This is a genomic window from Ornithinimicrobium carbonis (genome assembly GCF_050703245.1).
GTDB lineage: Bacteria > Actinomycetota > Actinomycetes > Actinomycetales > Dermatophilaceae > Ornithinicoccus.
This window is the reverse complement of sequence record NZ_CP192647.1, coordinates 3,527,199-3,542,791: the sequence shown is the minus strand read 5'-3', so window position 1 is coordinate 3,542,791 and position 15,593 is coordinate 3,527,199. Positions and strand designations below refer to the sequence as shown.

The following is a 15,593-nucleotide window of genomic DNA, read 5'->3' as shown; positions in this document are numbered from 1 at the left end:
GGCTGTCGCGCCAGATCGAGCGACGGAGGGGAAGTGCGGACGTGGGCGGTGCAGGCGTGGGCGGGTCGGTCGTGAGCGGGACGGTCGTGAGCAGGTCGGTCCTGGGCGGGTCGGTCGTGAGCAGGTCGGTCCTCGCGACGATGGTGTCGTTGCTCCTCGTGGTCGCAGGGATCGGGCTGCCGGCCCAGGCGCTCACCGACGACGCGGACGACCTGGGAGCCAGGGCCCTGAGGGGTGCGACCTGGAGCACCCCCGTGGCCGAGCCGGACGACATCACCCGCAGCGGGCCCGTCGTCCCCATGACACCGCCCTGGAGACGCTCTACAACGAGAACCCGAGCTACTACGACGACGGCTGTCACGTGGACGCCAGCGGCACGAAGGTTCTTCCCGGCTGCACCTATGGCGATCCTGCCGGCACGGTCGAGGTCGCCATGGTGGGAAGCTCCAAGGTGGGACAGCTCTTCGGGGCCCTCGACGAGATCGCCCGGCGGGAGGGCTGGCGGTTGCGGGCGTACACCAAGAGCGCCTGCGCGTTCGTGCACACCCCGCACTCGTCCTACGCCGAGTGCAACGTCTACAACGAGGCGCTGCGCGCTCACCTGGCGGCCGACCCCCCTGATCTCGTCCTGACCGGTGGCATGCGTCGCAGCGTGACCGACGGCTACGTCCAGACGTGGACGTGGCTGCGCGAGCTCGGTGTCGAGCGCATCGTGTCGTTCTGGGACACCCCTGTCCCGGATGTGCAACCGGCCGAATGCGTCGCGGCCGCTCTCTCGGGCGGGACCGATCTCACGGCGTGCGCCACACTGCTCCCGGACAGCGTCAGCGGGAACCCGTCGATGCGGACCGCGGCCGCCCAGGTCGAGGGCGCTGATTTCGTCGACCTGCGTGACTGGGTCTGCCCTTCCACCTGGTTGAGCCCTCGGTGTCCGGCGGTGGTCGGTAGCGCCCAGGTGTACGCGGAAGGCTCGCACATGGCCCCGGCCTACGGCGCGAGCCTCACCGACCCGATCCACGAGCGGCTCCACGAGCTCGGGGTCGCCCGCTACCGACCCAGCGTCGACCGGGTCGGGGGCGCCAACCGGTACGAGACCGGGGCGCTGATGGCCGGCGACGTCGAGCCGGGTGCCCGGGTCTTCGTCGCCAGCGGCCAGGAGTACGCCGACGCGCTCACCGCCGCGGCCCAGGCGGGTCAGGACGGTGGCGCCGTGCTCCTTGCCAAGGACATCGACCTCCCCTCGGCCACCCGGGCGGCCCTGACCAGGCTCCGTCCTCGGGAGATCGTGCTCGTCGGCGGCGATCTTCGGATCCACGACGAGGTGCTTCTCGCGCTGCGGAACTACAGCCCGGTGGTGCGCCGGGTCGCCGGGACGGACCGCTACGAGACCGCGGCCGCGCTGGCCCGGTTGGACGGGCCGTCCTCGGGCGGGACGGTCTACGTGGCGACCGGGACCGACTTCCCGGACGCGCTCGCCGCGGCGGCCCAGGCCGGGCAGCGGGACGCCCCGGTCCTGCTCGTCAAGCAGGACTCGGTGCCCCAGGTCACCGAGTCCGTGCTCCGCGAGCTGGCCCCCCGCCGCGTGGTGGTGGCCGGCGGCACCGTCTCGGTCTCGCAGGACGTCGTCGACCGGCTGGCGGAGCTGGTGCCCGGTGAGGTCGTCCGGCAGGCGGGCGCCAACCGGTACGAGACGGCCGTCGCGCTCGCGCAGGGAGCGTTCGGGCAGGCGACGGGGGAGCGGCTCCTGCACGTGGCCTCGGGCACGTCCTACGCCGACGCGCTCACGGCCGCGCCCGCGGCCGCCGCCGCCGGGGGTGCCGTCCTGCTCGTGCCGGGTGACCGCATACCCTCCGCGACGGCGGCCGGCGTGCGCGGACTCGCACCCACCAGGATCGTCCTGGCCGGCGGGAGAGGCGCGGTCTCCGACGAGGTCGAGCGCGGGCTCATCCGTCTCGTCGAGTGACTCGCGGTCTGCGAGAGGTCGAGCGCGGGCTCATCCGTCTCGTCGAGTGACTCGCGTTCTGCGAATAGTCGAGCGGGGGCTCATCCGTCTCGTCGAGTGACCTCGCGGTCCCGGGCGAGCTTGCGTGCGGCAATCTCCTTCCACACCGGCGCGTTGGTGATCCCGATGTCCTCGGGGTCGAAGACCGGGTCGAGGCCGGCGGAGCGCTGCCGGTCGTAGTCCCGCACCACCGCGGTGGCCTGCTTGCTCAGCAGCACGAGCGCGACCAGGTTGATCCACGTGTAGATCCCCAGGCCCACGTCGGCGAGGTTCCAGGCGAAGGTCGCGGAGCGCAGCGAACCGAGGAAGATCGACCCCGCCAGGACCACCCACGCGATGTTGACGACGAGCCGCTCCCGGCGGCTGTTGCGCAGCAGGTAGGCGATGTTGGTGTCGGCGTAGAAGGCGAACGACAGCAGGGTGGTGAAGGCGAAGAAGAACATCGCCACCGCGATGAACGCCGATCCCAGGCCCGGGAAGGAGGCGTCGATGGCGGCCTGGGTGTACTCCGGCCCCTGGACGAGCCCGGGAACGTTCTCGGTGACCATCTCCCCGTCCGGTCCCTCGACGTTGTAGGACCCGGTGACCAGGATCATCAGACCGGTGACGGTGCAGATGAGCAGGGTATCCACGTACGCCGAGAACCCCTGGGCCAGCCCCTGCTTGACCGGGTGCGACACCTCGGCGGCGGCCGCGGCCTGCGCGCCCGAGCCGGTGCCGACCTCAGAGGAGTAGATCGCCCGCTTGACGCCCCACATGATCGCCGCGCCGACGATGCCGCCGAAGGCCGCGTCCGTCCCGAACGCGCTGCTGAAGATCAACCCGAACATCTCTGGGACGGCGTCGGCGTTGATCACCAGCAGGACGATCCCGAGGAGGATGTAGGCCGCCGCCATGATCGGCACCACGAGCCCGACGACCCGCCCGATCCGGTGCATGCCGCCGAAGACGACGAGGCAGAAGAGCGCGGTGACCACGACCCCGGTGATCCACGGCGGGACCGAGAAGGCCGACTCGGCCGACACCGCGATGTTGTAGGACTGGATCGAGGGCCCGGTGATCGTCAGCGCGAAGACCGCGGCCGCGGCATACAGCACCGCCAGCCACTTCCACCCCAGACCCTTCTCGATGTAGAAGGCCGGCCCGCCGCGGTACTCCCCGCCGACCTCCTCCTTGTAGACCTGCGCCAGCGAGCTCTCCGCGATGGCGACGGCCGCGCCGACGAACGCGGTGACCCACATCCAGAAGAGCGCCCCAGGGCCGCCGAAGTGGATCGCGGTCGCGACGCCGGCGATGTTGCCGACACCGACGCGCCCGCCGAGCGCCATCGCGAACGACTGGAAGGACGACAGGCCCTGCGTGGAGTCGTCGCCGCCGACGAGGTAGCGGACCATGTCGGGCAGCCGCCGCACCTGCGGCACGACCATCCTGACGGTGAACCAGACCCCGGCCGCGAGGACCAGGACGACCATCGGGGTGCTCCAGAGGAGCTCGTTGACCCTGGCGATGACGGTGTCGAGCATGGGCGCAGGCCTTCCGGGAGGGTGGAGGCAGACTATGCGCGCACCGGGCGCAGTGCCCACCGGAGGGACCCAGGGGTATGCCGTCGCTCGCGGTCCCGAGGTCCGCCCGGCTCAGTAGTCCGCCCGGCTTAGTAGGTCGTGCGCCCTGGTCCTTCCGACCACCGCCGCATGACCTCGGCGGCCTCCGGGACGTCGAGCCGGTGCAGGGGGAGCCGGCGCTCCTCGGCCGGCCTGCCGAGCTCCTCGTAGATGAGCGAGTCGTCGAAGCCCACGGCCGCCGCGTCCTCGTGGGTGGCGGCGAAGTGGACCTGCGCCGGGCGGGCCCAGTAGAGGGCCCCCAGGCACATGGGGCACGGCTCGCAGGAGGCGTACACGTGGGCGCCGGTCAGCTGGAAGCTTCCGAGCGCCGCGCACGCCCGCCGGACGGCGACCATCTCCGCGTGGGCCGTCGGGTCGTCGGTCGCCACGACCTCGTTCCAGGCCTCGGCGACGACCCGGCCGTCCACGACGACGACCGCGCCGAAGGGGCCGCCGTCACCGCGGTCGGACCCTTCGCGGGCCAGCTCGACGGCGCGCAGGAGGTGGCGGCGGTGCTCGGCGTCGTGGTCCTCCGTGCGGCGGAGACCCTCGGCGACGGCGTCCGTCCGACCGTGATCCCCGGCGTCGGCGTCGGCCTCCGTCCGGCCGTGGTCCCTGGCGTCCGCCTCCGTCCCGACGTGTCCCCCGACCTCACCCTCGCTCACAGGTCGGCCAGCAGGGTGCCCGGCCGTTCGACGCCGTCGGCGACGTACCGCAGGAAGCCCCCGGCCGTCCCCCCGTCGCACACCCGGTGGTCGAACGTGAACGACAGCTGGGTCACCTGCCGCAGCCTCACCTTCCCCCTGTGCGCCCACGGTTTCTCCACGATCCGGCCGACGCCGAGCATGCCGGCCTCGGGGTGGTTGATGATCGGGGTCGAGCCGTCCACGCCGTACACGCCGTAGTTGTTGAGCGTGAACGTCCCGCCGCTCATCTGCGCCGGCGACAGCGTCCCCTCGCGGGCCGAGGCGGTCAGCTCCCTCAGCGCGGAGGCCAGCTCGGTGGTGCTCATCGCGTCCGCGCCGTGCACGACGGGGACGACGAGGCCGCGGGGGGACTGGGCGGCGAAGCCGAGGTTCACCCGTCCGTGCCGGAGGATCTCTCCGGCCTCGACGTCGACCGAGGCGTTCAGCTCAGGGTGCCGCGCCAGCCCGGCGACGACGATCCGCGCCAGCAGCGGCAGCACGCCGATCCGGGCGTCGGGCGCGCCTCGCGCAGGGTGTCCTTGAGCCGCATCAGCCGGGTGGCGTCCACGTCGACCCAGGTGGTGGCGTCGGGGATCTCGCGCCGGGAGGTGGTCAGGCGGTCGACCATGAGCCGGTGCACGCCCTGGATCGGCACGCGCACGTCCTCGCGGGTCCGGGGGGAGGAGGGGTATGCCGTGGTGCCGCCGCCGGTCCCGTCCGTGGCGGCCACATCCGCAGCCGCGCCGCCGCCGGAGCGGCCACCGGTGCGCACGTCCTGAGGACCTCGGGCGTCCCGCGCCGCCTCGAGGTCGGCGCGTCGGACCACGCCGGTCGGGCCAGGCTTCACGGTCCGCACGTCGATGCCCCACTCGGCGGCCAACCGGCGGACCAGCGGCGAGATGACACGGACGGCCTGCCGGCTGTCGGAGGAGGCTGCCGTCGTCTCCCTCTGACTGCCCTCCGAGGGGGCCGACGTCGTCCGCGCCCGCTGCTCCTGAGCGGGGCCGCTCCCGTCGGACGTGCCCATCTCCGGGACGGAGGAGCTCCGACCGCCGCGTCGACGACCGCCCCGCCGTCGCCGCTCGGGGGCCTCGCCCGCGCCGTAGCCGATGAGCGGCCGCTCAGGCCCCCCGTCCTCGGACTGAGCGGAGCCGCTCCCGACCGACACGCTCGCCCCGGCACGCTCCTCGGTGCGGTACTGCTCCACGGCGTGGTCCGCCTCGGAACCGCCGGCGCCGTTGGTCGACGCCCCGCCCTTCGACGCCCTGCTGTTCGAAGCTGCGCCGTTCGACGCCCTGCCGTTCGACGCCCTGCCGTTCGACGCCCCGCCGTTCGACGCCCTGCCGTTCGACACCCCGCCCTTCGACGCCCCGCCGTTCGACGCCCCGCCCCCCTGCGCTCCAGAGCCCTCCTCGGCCGCCGGCACCGGCTCGGCCGCTGCCGAGACCTCGCCCACGGTGATGAGCGGCTGACCGACGGCCAGCACCGTGCCGGCCTGGACGTGCAGCTCGGCCACCGTGCCGGCGTACGGGCACGGCACGTCGACGGACGCCTTGGCGGTCTCGACCGTGACGACATCCTGGTCGATGGAGACCTCGTCACCGACGGCGACGTGCCACTCGACGACCTCGGCCTCGGTCAGGCCCTCACCCAGGTCGGGCAGCCGGAAGACGAAACCCCCGCTCACGCAGACACCTCCCGGTCCGCGCCCGGGCCGGACGGCACCGTGCCCGCGCTGGGTGACGCCCCGCCCGAGGCGGGCGGCACGGCATACCTGAGGTCGGGTTCGTCGTCCCACTGCAGCCGCGCGACCGTGTCGAGGATCCGGTCGACCCCCGGCAGGTGCGAGTGCTCCAGGATCGGCGGCGGGTAGGGGATGTCGAGGCCGCTGACCCGCAGCACCGGCGCGGCGAGGGAGTGGAAGCAGCGTTCCTGGACCCGCGCGGCGATCTCCGCACCCATGCCGGCGAAGCCCTGCGCCTCGGCGAGGACGACGGCGCGACGCGACGGTCTTGCGCACGGACGCCATCACCGTCGCGTCGTCGAACGGGACGAGGGTGCGCAGGTCGACGACCTCGAGGTCCCAGTCCTCCTCGGCGGCGGCGACCTCGGCGGCGCGCAGGGCGTTGGGCACCTGCGGGCCGTAGGTGATGACGGTGACGTCCGACCCCTCGCGGCGCACGGCGGCCCGGCCGATCGGCTCGGTGGTGGTGGGCAGCTCGACCTCGGCCTTGGACCAGTAGAGCGACTTGGGCTCCATGAAGACGACCGGGTCGTCGGAGGCGATCGACTCGCGCAGCAGGCTGTAGGCGTCGGCGGGGGTCGACGGGGTGACGACGTGGAGGCCTGGGGTGTGGACGTAGTAGCCCTCGGAGGAGTCGCAGTGGTGCTCTACCCCGCCGATGCCGCCGGCGTAGGGCACCCGGATGACGATCGGCATCGTGAGCCGCCCGCGGGTGCGGTTGCGCATCTTGGCGATGTGCGAGACGACCTGCTCGAACGCCGGGGAGCCGAAGGCGTCGAACTGCATCTCGATCACCGGCCGGAAGCCCTGCATCGCCAGTCCGACCGCGAACCCCGCGATGCCGGCCTCGGCCAGGGGGGTGTCGAAGCACCGGTCCTCGCCGAAGTCCCTGGTCAGGCCGTCGGTGATGCGGAACACGCCCCCGAGCGCCCCGACGTCCTCGCCGAAGACCAGGACGTTCTCGTCCTCGGTCAGCGCGTCCCGCAGGGCGGTGTTGAGGGCCTGGGCGTATGTGGTGGGTCGGCTCATCGGGCCACCTCCTCGGTCTCGGGCCGGCTGGCCTCGCGCTCGGCCGCGACCATCTCCGCCTGCTCGCGCAGCTGGGGGGTGGGCTCGGCGTAGACGTGGGCGAACAGGTCGGCCGGGTCGACCTGAGGGTCGGCGTTCATCCGCTCGCGCAGGTCGGCGGCGAGCTCCTCGGCCTCCTGGCGCACCTCCTCGACGCGGGCGTCGTCGACGGCGCCCTGCGCGACGAGGTAGGCCTGCAGACGCACGAGCGGGTCCTGCCCGGTCCACCCGTCCACCTCGTCGGGCGTGCGGTAGCGGGTGGCGTCGTCGGCGTTGGTGTGCGCCTCCATCCGGTAGGTGTGCGCCTCGATGAGGAAGGGGCCCTGCCCCGAGCGGGCGTGCTCGTAGGCCTTGCGGGTCACCGCGAGGACGGCGGCCGGGTCGTTCCCGTCCACCTGCTCGGCGCGCACGCCATACCCGATCCCCTTGTAGGACAGCGCAGGTGCCTTGGTCTGCTTGGCGAGGGGCACGGAGATGGCGTACTTGTTGTTCTGCACGAGGTAGACGACCGGGGCCTTGAAGACGCCGGCGAAGTTGAGGCCTTCGTGGAAGTCGCCCTCGGAGGTGGCCCCGTCGCCGATGAAGCACAGGGCGACGGCGTCGGATCCCCTGCGGCGCAGGCCGTCCGCGGTGCCGGCCGCGTGGACGGCCTGGGTCGCCAGGGGGGTGCACTGGGGGGCCGTGCGGGTGGCCTGGGGGTCGTAGCCGCAGTGCCAGTCGCCGCGCAGGAGGGTAAGCACCTCGACCGGGTCGATGCCGCGGGTGACCAGGGCCATCGAGTCGCGGTAGGTGGGGAAGAACCAGTCGTCCTCCTGCAGCGCCAGCACCGGCGCGACCTGGCAGGCGTCCTGGCCGCGGGAGGAGGGGTAGACCGCCAGGCGCCCCTGCTTGGTCAGCGCCGTGGCCTGGGCGTCGAAGCGGCGGCCGACCACCATCGCGCGCCAGACCTTCACCAGGTCCTCCAGCGGAGGTATGGCGTAGCCGCGGTCGGTCATCTCCTGCGTGGGTGCGGCCTCGGTCCCGTCGGGGGACAGGAAGCGGACCGGCTCGCGGCAGGGGAGCAGGTCGTCGATCTCGCTCATCGTTGAGTCCTCACGGGTGGTGGTCGGCAAGACGATCGTGACGTCCATCGTCTCGCACGGGGGTCGTGGCCCCGGCATCCTGGGGATGAGTCGAGACGTCTGGCATAGTGTGTAGATGAGCGATGACAGATCGTCCAGTGTGACCCCGGACACGTCCGGGTCGGGGAGACGGGTGGCCGCGGGGGCGGTGGGGGTGGACGACACGGACCGGGCGATCGTGACAGCGCTGCGGTCGGACGGGCGGATGTCGGTGCGAGCTCTGGCCGAGCAGGTGCACATCTCGCGGGCCAACGCCTACGCCCGGCTGGAGCGGCTGCAGCGGGACGGTGTGATCACCGGGTTCACGGTGCGGGTGGACCCGGTGCGGCTGGGGCTGATGACGTCGGCCTACGTGTCCGTCTCGATCGAGCAGGGGTCCTGGCGCGAGGTGCTGGGGGTGCTCGAGCAGCTGCCGGGGGTGGAGAAGGTGGCGCTGGTCGGGGCGGAGTTCGACATGTTGGTCGAGGTGCGGGCGCACGACAACCACGAGCTGCGGGACGTGGTGCTCGAGCAGATCCAGGCGGTGCCGGGGGTGCGGGCGACGCGGACGTGGTTGGTGTTCGACGAGTGGAGCACGTGAGGGGGCACCTGCACCCTGCCGGGTCTCACCTGTCCGTGGCCATGGAGCGACGTCTCTGCGGTGGCCCGGAGCCGCTCCCCGGGCAGGAGTGGCACGGTCCGGCCCCGACCCCTACGGTCGAGGGTGTCGGGCCGACCCGACCGGCCCGGGAGAGGACGGAGGACCATGGCGGTCTGCGAGGTCTGCGGCAACGACTACGACAAGAGCTTCGAGGTGATCGCTGCCGGCCAGCGGCATGTGTTCGACAGCTTCGAGTGTGCGGTGCACCGGATGGCGCCGGTGTGTGAGCACTGCGGCTGCAAGGTCATCGGGCACGGCACCGAGGTGGACGGGCGGTTCTACTGCTGCGCCCACTGCGCGAAGGACTCCGAGGGAGACGTCGCGGTCGACGACCGGGTGGGTTGACAGGACTGCTCGGCTGTCAGCTCATCCCGTGCGGCCGTCGATGGACTCGCGGAGGAGGTCCGCGTGGCCGTTGTGCTGGGGGCGTACTCCTCGATCATGTGCACCAGGATCCAGCGCATCTTCGCCGGCACACCCAGGTAGGTGGGTCGCACCGCGAGGGTGTCCAGGCCCTCGGGCGTGTCCAGCAGGTCCTCGGTGATCCTCCGGGACTGGGTGACGGCTGCGTCATACAGCGTGAGCAACTGGCGCGGGGAGTCCTGGGCGGCGGAGTGCCACTCCCAGTCGGGGTCAGCGGACCAGTCGACGGTGTCGAAGGGCTCGAGCAGGGGCCCGCCGAGCAGGTCTTCGGAGAAGAAGCTGGACTCCACGTAGGCCAGGTGCTTGAGCAGCCCGGCCAGGGTCATCGTCGACGGGGGCAGCCGCTGGTTGAGCTGGGGGTAGTCGAGGTCGGCGCACTTGTGACGGAGGGCAGCCCGGTGACGGTCGAGGATGTCGAGGAGCACCTCGGCCTCGTCGCCCTGGACCGGCTCGGGAGCGGTCTCGTCGGGGGCCATCGCTCCACGGTGGCACGGTACCGTCGATGGTAAAGAGCCGGCGCTCCTACGCGAGGTCCTCCCATACGAAGGTCGACACGGTGCCCGTCTCCCAGTCGCGACGCAGGATGCCGTAAGCGACGGAGGCGACCGGGTCGGCGCCATCGACGGGCCAGCCTTCCCGGTAGTGGGCCTCCTTGAGGAAACCGCAGCGAAGGAACGTCCGCCGCATCGGGAGGTTGTCCTCGCGGGTCTGTCCCTCGAATCGATTGACCTGGGGCATCGTCCGGAAGACATGGTCCGTGGCTGCCCTCAATATCTCCCGGGACAACCCACGCCCACGAAAGTCCAGCGCGAGCCGGAGGTCGAAGAGTGGCGCGTCGTCCGACAGATCCTCCAGGCGGAAGAAGCCGACCCGCCCCAGTTCGTCGTGCTCGACCCAGAAGGAGTCGTTGTCCTCGTCCCGGTAGGCGCCTTCTCCGACCCAGGACTCCACCTGCGCCCGAGTGGGGCGAGGGACGACGTGGAAGGGGAACTCGTTGTCGGTCATGAAGGCCACCAGGTCCTCGTGGTCGGCGCCGGTGGGGTCGAGGCGACGGAGGGAGATGCTCACCGGGGGGAGGCTACCCGCCCAGCTTGCAACGATCGGTCCGAGAAGGCTGCTTGCGGGGCGCGCGTTCCCATAGGGGACGAGGACGGTCAGAAGGGTGGGGTGCCGTAGGTGCGCTTGCCCCAGGGGGTGTTGCCGTTGGCGTCGCCGTGGTCGCCGTGGGTGTCGTCGCGGTCGCCGTGAGCGTCATCGCCGTCGTCGGCGGCGTGACCCGGTCGGGTCGAGGTGCACGGCGCGGGGGGCTGGGTCGGTCCGGTCGGGGCGAGCGGGTTGATCGGCGTACCTCCACCGCTGCCGACGGTCGGGGCGTCGCAGGGGGTGGTGGTCTGGTCCGGCTCGGTCGGCGGGGGTCCCCAGCGGCGTCGACCGTCGGGGTCGGTGTGGGTGAGGGTGGTGGCGGCGTCGGCGGTGAAGACCTGGTCGGTGTCGCCGCTGGGCTCGCCGTGCTCGTCGCGACGATGGCCGGCGCGGCCGCCGTCGTGGTGGGGTCGGTGGTAGGGGTTGTCGTAGGGGGTGAGGTCTTCCTCGGCGGTGGGGAGGGGGTCGGTGGGTGCGCGGTGGCACAGGGCGGTGTAGATGGCGTGGTCGATGGCTTCGGCCCGGGCGGTGCGGGGGTCCTGGCCGGTCGCGGTGGCTGCGGTGGCTGCGGCGTGGTGGACGGTGGCGATGGCGGTGTTCAGGAGGGTGGTGTAGGCGCGGTGGTCGCGGACCCGGGTGGCGTAGATGCGTCCTAGCAGGGTCTGCCAGGTGAGGTTGCGGTGGGCGTCTATGGTGGCGTGCCAGTGGCGGGCGGTCTTGAGGTCGTGGTGGGTGGTGCACAGGCATTGCAGGTTGCACAGGGTGGTCGCCCCGCCGGTGGCGTGCTCGTGGACGTGGTCCAGCTGGGTGTAGATCGCCGGTCGGGTGCAGCCGGGGGCGCGGCAGGTCCCGTCGGCGGCGGTGGCCTGGGCGCGCATGTGCGCGTCGGGCTGGTAGGCGGTGGTGGAGCGTTCCACGCACCGCCCGTCCAGGGGGTCGATCACGAGCCGGTGCAGGGTGGTGCCCGGGGTCAGGACCAGGCCGGCGATGTCGGTGGCGTTCAGGAACGCGGGAGTGGTGCCGCTCGCCTGCGCCACCGCCAGCAGCATCTCCTGCCCATCGCCGGGTGGGTCCGTCCCGGGCGGGCCGGCTGAAGGGGTGGAAAGTTCTGACGGGTCCGGGGTCCGGTCCGTCGTTCCGGGTGCTGCGGACGCCCCAGGCTTCTGCGGCGGGATCGTCCCGGACGGCGCGGCCGGAATGGTCGTTGCGCTCCTTCCAGGTGGTGCGGCGGGGCGGGGCGGTGGTGACGCGGCGGGGCAGGGGGTGGTCGTGCACCGGTGGGGGTGCTCGTGCCCGCTGCCGGTGCCGGTGCCGGTGCCGGTGCCGGTGCCGGGGGTGCTGCCGGTGCCGGTGTCTTTGGTGCCGGGCAGGAGGTGCCAGGGGGTGATGACGTTGAGGGTGGCGGCGGGCAGGCCTTCCAGGATCGCGGCCAGGGCGCTGATGTGCTCGACGGTGATCTGGTCGGGGTCGGTGGGGGTGTCGGGCAGGGGCAGGGTGCCGTGCAGCAGCAGGGCGGTGGCGGTGTCGGCGCGCAGCTGGGCCAGGGTGCGGGTGTCGCCGTGGCGGCGGGCGGCGCGGGCGGCGGCGTGCAGCCGGTCGATCAGGGCGCTGGCCTGGGTGGGGGTCGCGGTGATGCTCACCGTGGCGGTGCCGTCGTCGTCGATGCGGGCGGTGGCGTCACGGGCGGCGCGGGCACCGGCCCGGGCGGCCCGGGCGGCGGGGGCCTCGCCGCGGGTGAGCTTGGCGGTCTCACGGTCCAGGGCGTGGTGGTAGGCCCGGTGGCCCCAGGGCAGGGTGGACACGGTCCCGGTGGGGGTGAGGCGCTCGACGGCGACCCGGTCGGGGTCGGTGCCGAACATCACCTGGGCCAGGTGGGCGGTGGCGGCCACGTCCAGCCCCGCGGCGTGGGCGGTGCGCCAGGCGCGGCGCACCAGGCGCCACGGGACGCTCCCGGTGCCCAGCGCGTCCAGGACGGGGCCGGTGATGGCTGCCGGGGCGGTGGCCACGGCGACCAGGTCGCGGGCCTCGCCGATGCCCCACCCGGACGCTGCGGACAGTTCGTGCGCGGTGGCCGAGCGGGACCGGGCGGCCCACCGCTCCCGGGCGGTGGGAGACAGCTCGGCCGGGTCGGTGGCGCCCTTGGCCGCCAGCAGCAGGGCGGCGTTGGCCGTGGCCAGCTGCCCGGTCGCGGCCAGCAGCGCCCCGTCCAGGCGGGCGCCCAGGTCCAGAAGGTCCTCGATCCGGTCCAGCACGCCCTGCCCGGCGCGGCGGGCCGCCCCGGCGTCGGGGACACCCACCCCGGTCTCACCCCCCTCACCGGGGGCACCGGGGCCGGCCCCGTGCCCGCGGACGCCGGGTCGGCATCGGCGTCGGCATTCGTGCAGCGCTCCTCCTCATCGACCCTCTCACCCCTCCCCTCGGGGTCGCCGGCGCCGACGGCGGGGCGGTTGGCTCGGGTCGTGGTCGAGGGGGCGATCTGCGCCAGCGACCGGCCGGTGCGGACCGCGGCCAGGGTCGTGGCCGCCGAGGACAACAACGCCACCGACCCCGCATCCAGACCCATCTCGGACAACACCTCCCGCAACCGCACCTCCACCGGATCACCAGACCCTGAAGCGGTGGGCTCCTCGATGGTCGGGGTGTCCGAGGACGGGCTGGTGGGGACCGTGGAGGTGGTGGGGGAGTCGGTGGCGGTGCCGGAAGGACCGTCGCTGTCCCCCGGGGAGAGAAGGCCTGCGTAGCCCGGTCCGCTGTGCGGTGCGCCCACCTCCACGCGCACGACCTGCCCGGCCAGCCTGGGTCCTGGGGCGAAGGAGAGAAGGTGTTCCAGCTCCCGCTCCAGCGGGGACTCACCGGCCCCTCCTGCCGCGGCAGCTCCAGCGGTGGCCTCATCGTCCCTCCCCTCTGTCCGAACCAGGACCGCCAGGACGGTCCCCCCTCATGCGCCTTACCGCCGCTCCTTCCGACGATGTGACCATATTAGGACACCTGTACGACATACCTGACTGAGCGAAGCGGGCTGTGGATGAAGGGGAGGCTCCACCTGCGGATGTGGACAGCAGCAGCCTCGCCGTGCCTCAGCCTCGCTGCGCCGACCCCGCCGCTGCGCCTACCCCGCGCCGCGCCTACCCCGCCGCTGCGCTTGCCCTGTGTCGCCGCGTCTAGCCCCTGTGACCGCGCCTGCCGCGCGCGACGCCCTACCTCACCCGTGGCAGCCTCTGGCCCGCCTGCAACACGCTCCGGAACAGATCCCCACGCTCGGCCAGCCGCTCCACGATCGTCCGCACCGTCCACCTGTCCGGCCGCAGCTCAGGATCCTCCAGCTCGTCCCAGGAGATCGGCGCCGACACCGGCGCGCCCGCCGCCGGCCTCGGGCTGTACGGCGCCACCAGCGTCTTGTTCACCGCGTTCTGCGTGTAGTCCAACCGTGCCAGCCCGCCCCGCTCCTTGACCGACCAGCTCCAGCTGACCAGCTCCGGCACGACGGCCCCGATGCTCCTGGACACCTTCTCCGCCCACGCCCGTGTGTCCGCGAAGCTCGGGCCCCGTCGGATAGGCACCCACACCTGGAACCCCCTCCGACCGGTCACCTTCGGATACCCCCGGATCCCCATGTGGTCCAGGGCGGTCCGGTGCAGCCGGGCGATCTCCAGCGTCTGCTCCCAGGTCGTCTGCTCACCCGGGTCGATGTCGAACATCACGTAGCTCGGACGGTCCGGCGCCTCCGTCGGCGAGGTCCACGGATGCCACTCCAGCGCACCGAAGTTCGCCGCCCAGACGAGCGCCGCGGCCTCATCCACGACCAGGTACGTCCTCGTCTCCCCAGGGCCGGCCTCCGGGTTGTCCCACCGCGGCAGCCAGTCGGGGGCGTGGCCGGGCAGCTCCTTGTGCCAGAAGCCCTTGCTGTCCGCGCCGTCCGGGAAGCGGTGCAGGTTGAGCGCCCGTCCCGCGAGGTAGGGCAAGGAGACCGGGGCGACCTGCGCGGCATACCTGATCAGGTCGCGCTTCGTGACGGGCTCCTCACCCTCTCGTGCGGGGAAGAGGTTCTTGTCGAGGTTCGTCACCCGCAGCGTCCGGCCGAATACAACCCAGCTCCCCGACCCGCCGAGCTCGTCCAGCGCCGCCAGCTCGTCGTCCCCCACCCCGTCGATCTCCCTCCCACCGACCTGCAGCGAGGCACGCTCCGCGGGCAGGTCGCTGCGCCATACCCGCTCCGGGTCCGCCCGCACCTCCTCGTTGGTGCGCCCGCTGAGCACCGAGCGGGGGAAGTCCTCGGCGTCCCACCCCTCCTCGACGTGCTCGTCGTGCTTGTGGAAAAGCAGCCACTGCTCCTTGTCCCCCTCCTGCCGGCCGGGTCCGCACGAGCATGAACTCGCCCCGCAGCCTTTCCCCGTGCAGCCGCACGTGCAGCGTCCCCGCGCGGATCGCCGCGGCCGGGTCCTCGTCGTGCGAGTCCCAGGTGCCGGTGTCCCAGACGATGACGTCGCCCCCGCCGTACTCCCCGGCCGGGATGACGCCCTCGAAGTGGAGGTACTCCATCGGGTGGTCCTCCACGTGGATCGCCAGCCGCCGCACCTCGGGGTCCAGCGAGGGTCCCTTCGGCACAGCCCAGCTCGCGAGCACCCCGTCGACCTCGAGCCGGACGTCGTAGTGCCTGCGGGTCGCCCGGTGCCGCTGGACGACGAAGACGGGGTCGGGGCTCGGTCTGTCGGGCTGCGGTCGGTCGCCGGTGCCTGGTCGCTCGTCGTCACCGGTCCGGTCGCCGTGATCCGAGCGGTCGTCGGGGGTCCCCCCGCTCGGCTCCGGCGTCCTCCCGAAGTCCCGCATCCTCCGATAGGTGCGCAGAGCCTCCTCGGGCGTCGGTCCCGCCTCTGGGGACGCGTCCTCGTCTGGGGTATGCCGCTCGCGCGCCACCCCTCCACGGTGCCACGGGGAGGGGGCCGGCGCCCGGTGGTGGTCGAATCCTTCTTCCACATCCTGGCCGGGAGCGGACGTGCGTGCTCGTGGAGCAGCTGAGGACGCTGGACGTGGGGCGGCTCGGTCCGCTGGTCGGTCACCTCGGGCTCGCGGACCAGGAGTCCGTGGACCGGGCCCTCGGGCTGGTCCTCACGCTCGATCGTCGGGGCGCCGTGTAGGCGAGGTCTGCGCGGAAGGAAGGGTCTGCG

Annotated in this window: 14 protein-coding genes and 3 pseudogenes; 5 read left to right on the top strand and 12 right to left on the bottom strand. The window is 72.7% G+C overall.

All coding sequences use genetic code 11. From position 1 onward, the window contains the following. Positions 1-361 precede the first annotated feature (361 nt). Entirely contained in the window at positions 362-1,963 is a 1,602-nt protein-coding gene (locus tag ACQ95T_RS17840) for a cell wall-binding repeat-containing protein (protein WP_431473214.1), read from the top strand. Between the two features lie 80 nt (positions 1,964-2,043). On the opposite strand, the gene ACQ95T_RS17835 is transcribed toward ACQ95T_RS17840, so the two are convergent. The 7 genes and pseudogenes from ACQ95T_RS17835 to pdhA form a co-directional block, all read right to left on the bottom strand. Then, on the bottom strand, positions 2,044-3,525 hold the full coding sequence (locus tag ACQ95T_RS17835) for an alanine/glycine:cation symporter family protein (RefSeq protein WP_425942265.1): 1,482 nt from the start codon (positions 3,523-3,525) through the stop codon (positions 2,044-2,046). 128 nt (positions 3,526-3,653) lie between these two features. Next, positions 3,654-4,268 (bottom strand): nucleoside deaminase, encoded by a 615-nt coding sequence (locus ACQ95T_RS17830; protein ID WP_425942263.1) that lies wholly within the window; start codon positions 4,266-4,268, stop codon positions 3,654-3,656. Further along, complete coding sequence (locus ACQ95T_RS17825; RefSeq protein WP_431473213.1) at positions 4,265-4,789, bottom strand: 2-oxo acid dehydrogenase subunit E2; 525 nt, start codon at positions 4,787-4,789, stop codon at positions 4,265-4,267. The genes ACQ95T_RS17830 and ACQ95T_RS17825 overlap by 4 nt, the downstream gene beginning before the upstream one ends. Continuing rightward, complete coding sequence (locus ACQ95T_RS17820; RefSeq protein ID WP_431473854.1) at positions 4,732-5,316, bottom strand: E3 binding domain-containing protein; 585 nt, start codon at positions 5,314-5,316, stop codon at positions 4,732-4,734. Before ACQ95T_RS17820 ends, ACQ95T_RS17825 begins: the two co-directional genes overlap by 58 nt. Before the next feature lie 489 nt (positions 5,317-5,805). Then, positions 5,806-5,898 (bottom strand): annotated as a pseudogene (locus ACQ95T_RS17815) (biotin/lipoyl-containing protein); the annotation flags it as partial. Between the two features lie 74 nt (positions 5,899-5,972). Further along, positions 5,973-7,062: pseudogene (locus tag ACQ95T_RS17810) on the bottom strand (alpha-ketoacid dehydrogenase subunit beta). Then, positions 7,059-8,183 carry a pyruvate dehydrogenase (acetyl-transferring) E1 component subunit alpha gene (gene pdhA / locus ACQ95T_RS17805; protein ID WP_425942257.1) on the bottom strand — a complete coding sequence of 375 codons (1,125 nt, stop codon included), beginning with the start codon at positions 8,181-8,183 and terminating at the stop codon, positions 7,059-7,061. The pseudogene ACQ95T_RS17810 and the gene pdhA overlap by 4 nt, the downstream one beginning before the upstream one ends. 115 nt (positions 8,184-8,298) lie before the next feature. Between pdhA and ACQ95T_RS17800 the strand changes: the two genes are divergently transcribed. Continuing rightward, positions 8,299-8,802, top strand: coding sequence for an Lrp/AsnC family transcriptional regulator (locus ACQ95T_RS17800; protein ID WP_425942255.1), 504 nt, complete (start codon positions 8,299-8,301; stop codon positions 8,800-8,802). 165 nt (positions 8,803-8,967) lie between these two features. Beyond that, positions 8,968-9,207 (top strand): hypothetical protein, encoded by a 240-nt coding sequence (locus tag ACQ95T_RS17795; protein ID WP_425942253.1) that lies wholly within the window; start codon positions 8,968-8,970, stop codon positions 9,205-9,207. Here ACQ95T_RS17795 and ACQ95T_RS17790 read toward each other — a convergent pair. The 3 genes from ACQ95T_RS17790 to ACQ95T_RS17780 all read right to left on the bottom strand — a co-directional run bounded on the left by ACQ95T_RS17790 (position 9,141) and on the right by ACQ95T_RS17780 (position 12,725). Beyond that, a complete protein-coding gene (locus ACQ95T_RS17790; RefSeq protein WP_431473212.1) occupies positions 9,141-9,761 on the bottom strand; it encodes a DinB family protein in 621 nt (206 codons plus the stop codon). The genes ACQ95T_RS17795 and ACQ95T_RS17790 overlap by 67 nt on opposite strands. Before the next feature lie 46 nt (positions 9,762-9,807). Continuing rightward, complete coding sequence (locus tag ACQ95T_RS17785; protein ID WP_425942249.1) at positions 9,808-10,353, bottom strand: GNAT family N-acetyltransferase; 546 nt, start codon at positions 10,351-10,353, stop codon at positions 9,808-9,810. An 86-nt stretch (positions 10,354-10,439) separates the two neighbouring features. Continuing rightward, positions 10,440-12,725 (bottom strand): HNH endonuclease signature motif containing protein, encoded by a 2,286-nt coding sequence (locus ACQ95T_RS17780; protein ID WP_431473211.1) that lies wholly within the window; start codon positions 12,723-12,725, stop codon positions 10,440-10,442. A gap of 162 nt (positions 12,726-12,887) precedes the next feature. Here ACQ95T_RS17780 and ACQ95T_RS17775 point away from each other — a divergent pair, with 162 nt between their 5' ends. Beyond that, complete coding sequence (locus ACQ95T_RS17775) at positions 12,888-13,169, top strand: hypothetical protein (RefSeq protein ID WP_431473210.1); 282 nt, start codon at positions 12,888-12,890, stop codon at positions 13,167-13,169. 456 nt (positions 13,170-13,625) lie between these two features. Here the strand turns inward: ACQ95T_RS17775 and ligD are convergent, their stop codons facing one another. Next, positions 13,626-14,684, bottom strand: coding sequence for a non-homologous end-joining DNA ligase (gene ligD / locus ACQ95T_RS17770; protein ID WP_431473209.1), 1,059 nt, complete (start codon positions 14,682-14,684; stop codon positions 13,626-13,628). A 145-nt stretch (positions 14,685-14,829) separates the two neighbouring features. Then, positions 14,830-15,255 (bottom strand): annotated as a pseudogene (locus ACQ95T_RS17765) (DNA polymerase ligase N-terminal domain-containing protein); the annotation flags it as partial. 176 nt (positions 15,256-15,431) lie between these two features. On the opposite strand from ACQ95T_RS17765, the gene ACQ95T_RS17760 reads away from it, so the two are divergent. After that, positions 15,432-15,563: a hypothetical protein gene (locus ACQ95T_RS17760; RefSeq protein ID WP_425942243.1), complete on the top strand. Its 132-nt coding sequence runs from the start codon at positions 15,432-15,434 to the stop codon at positions 15,561-15,563. The last annotated feature ends 30 nt before the right edge of the window (positions 15,564-15,593 follow it).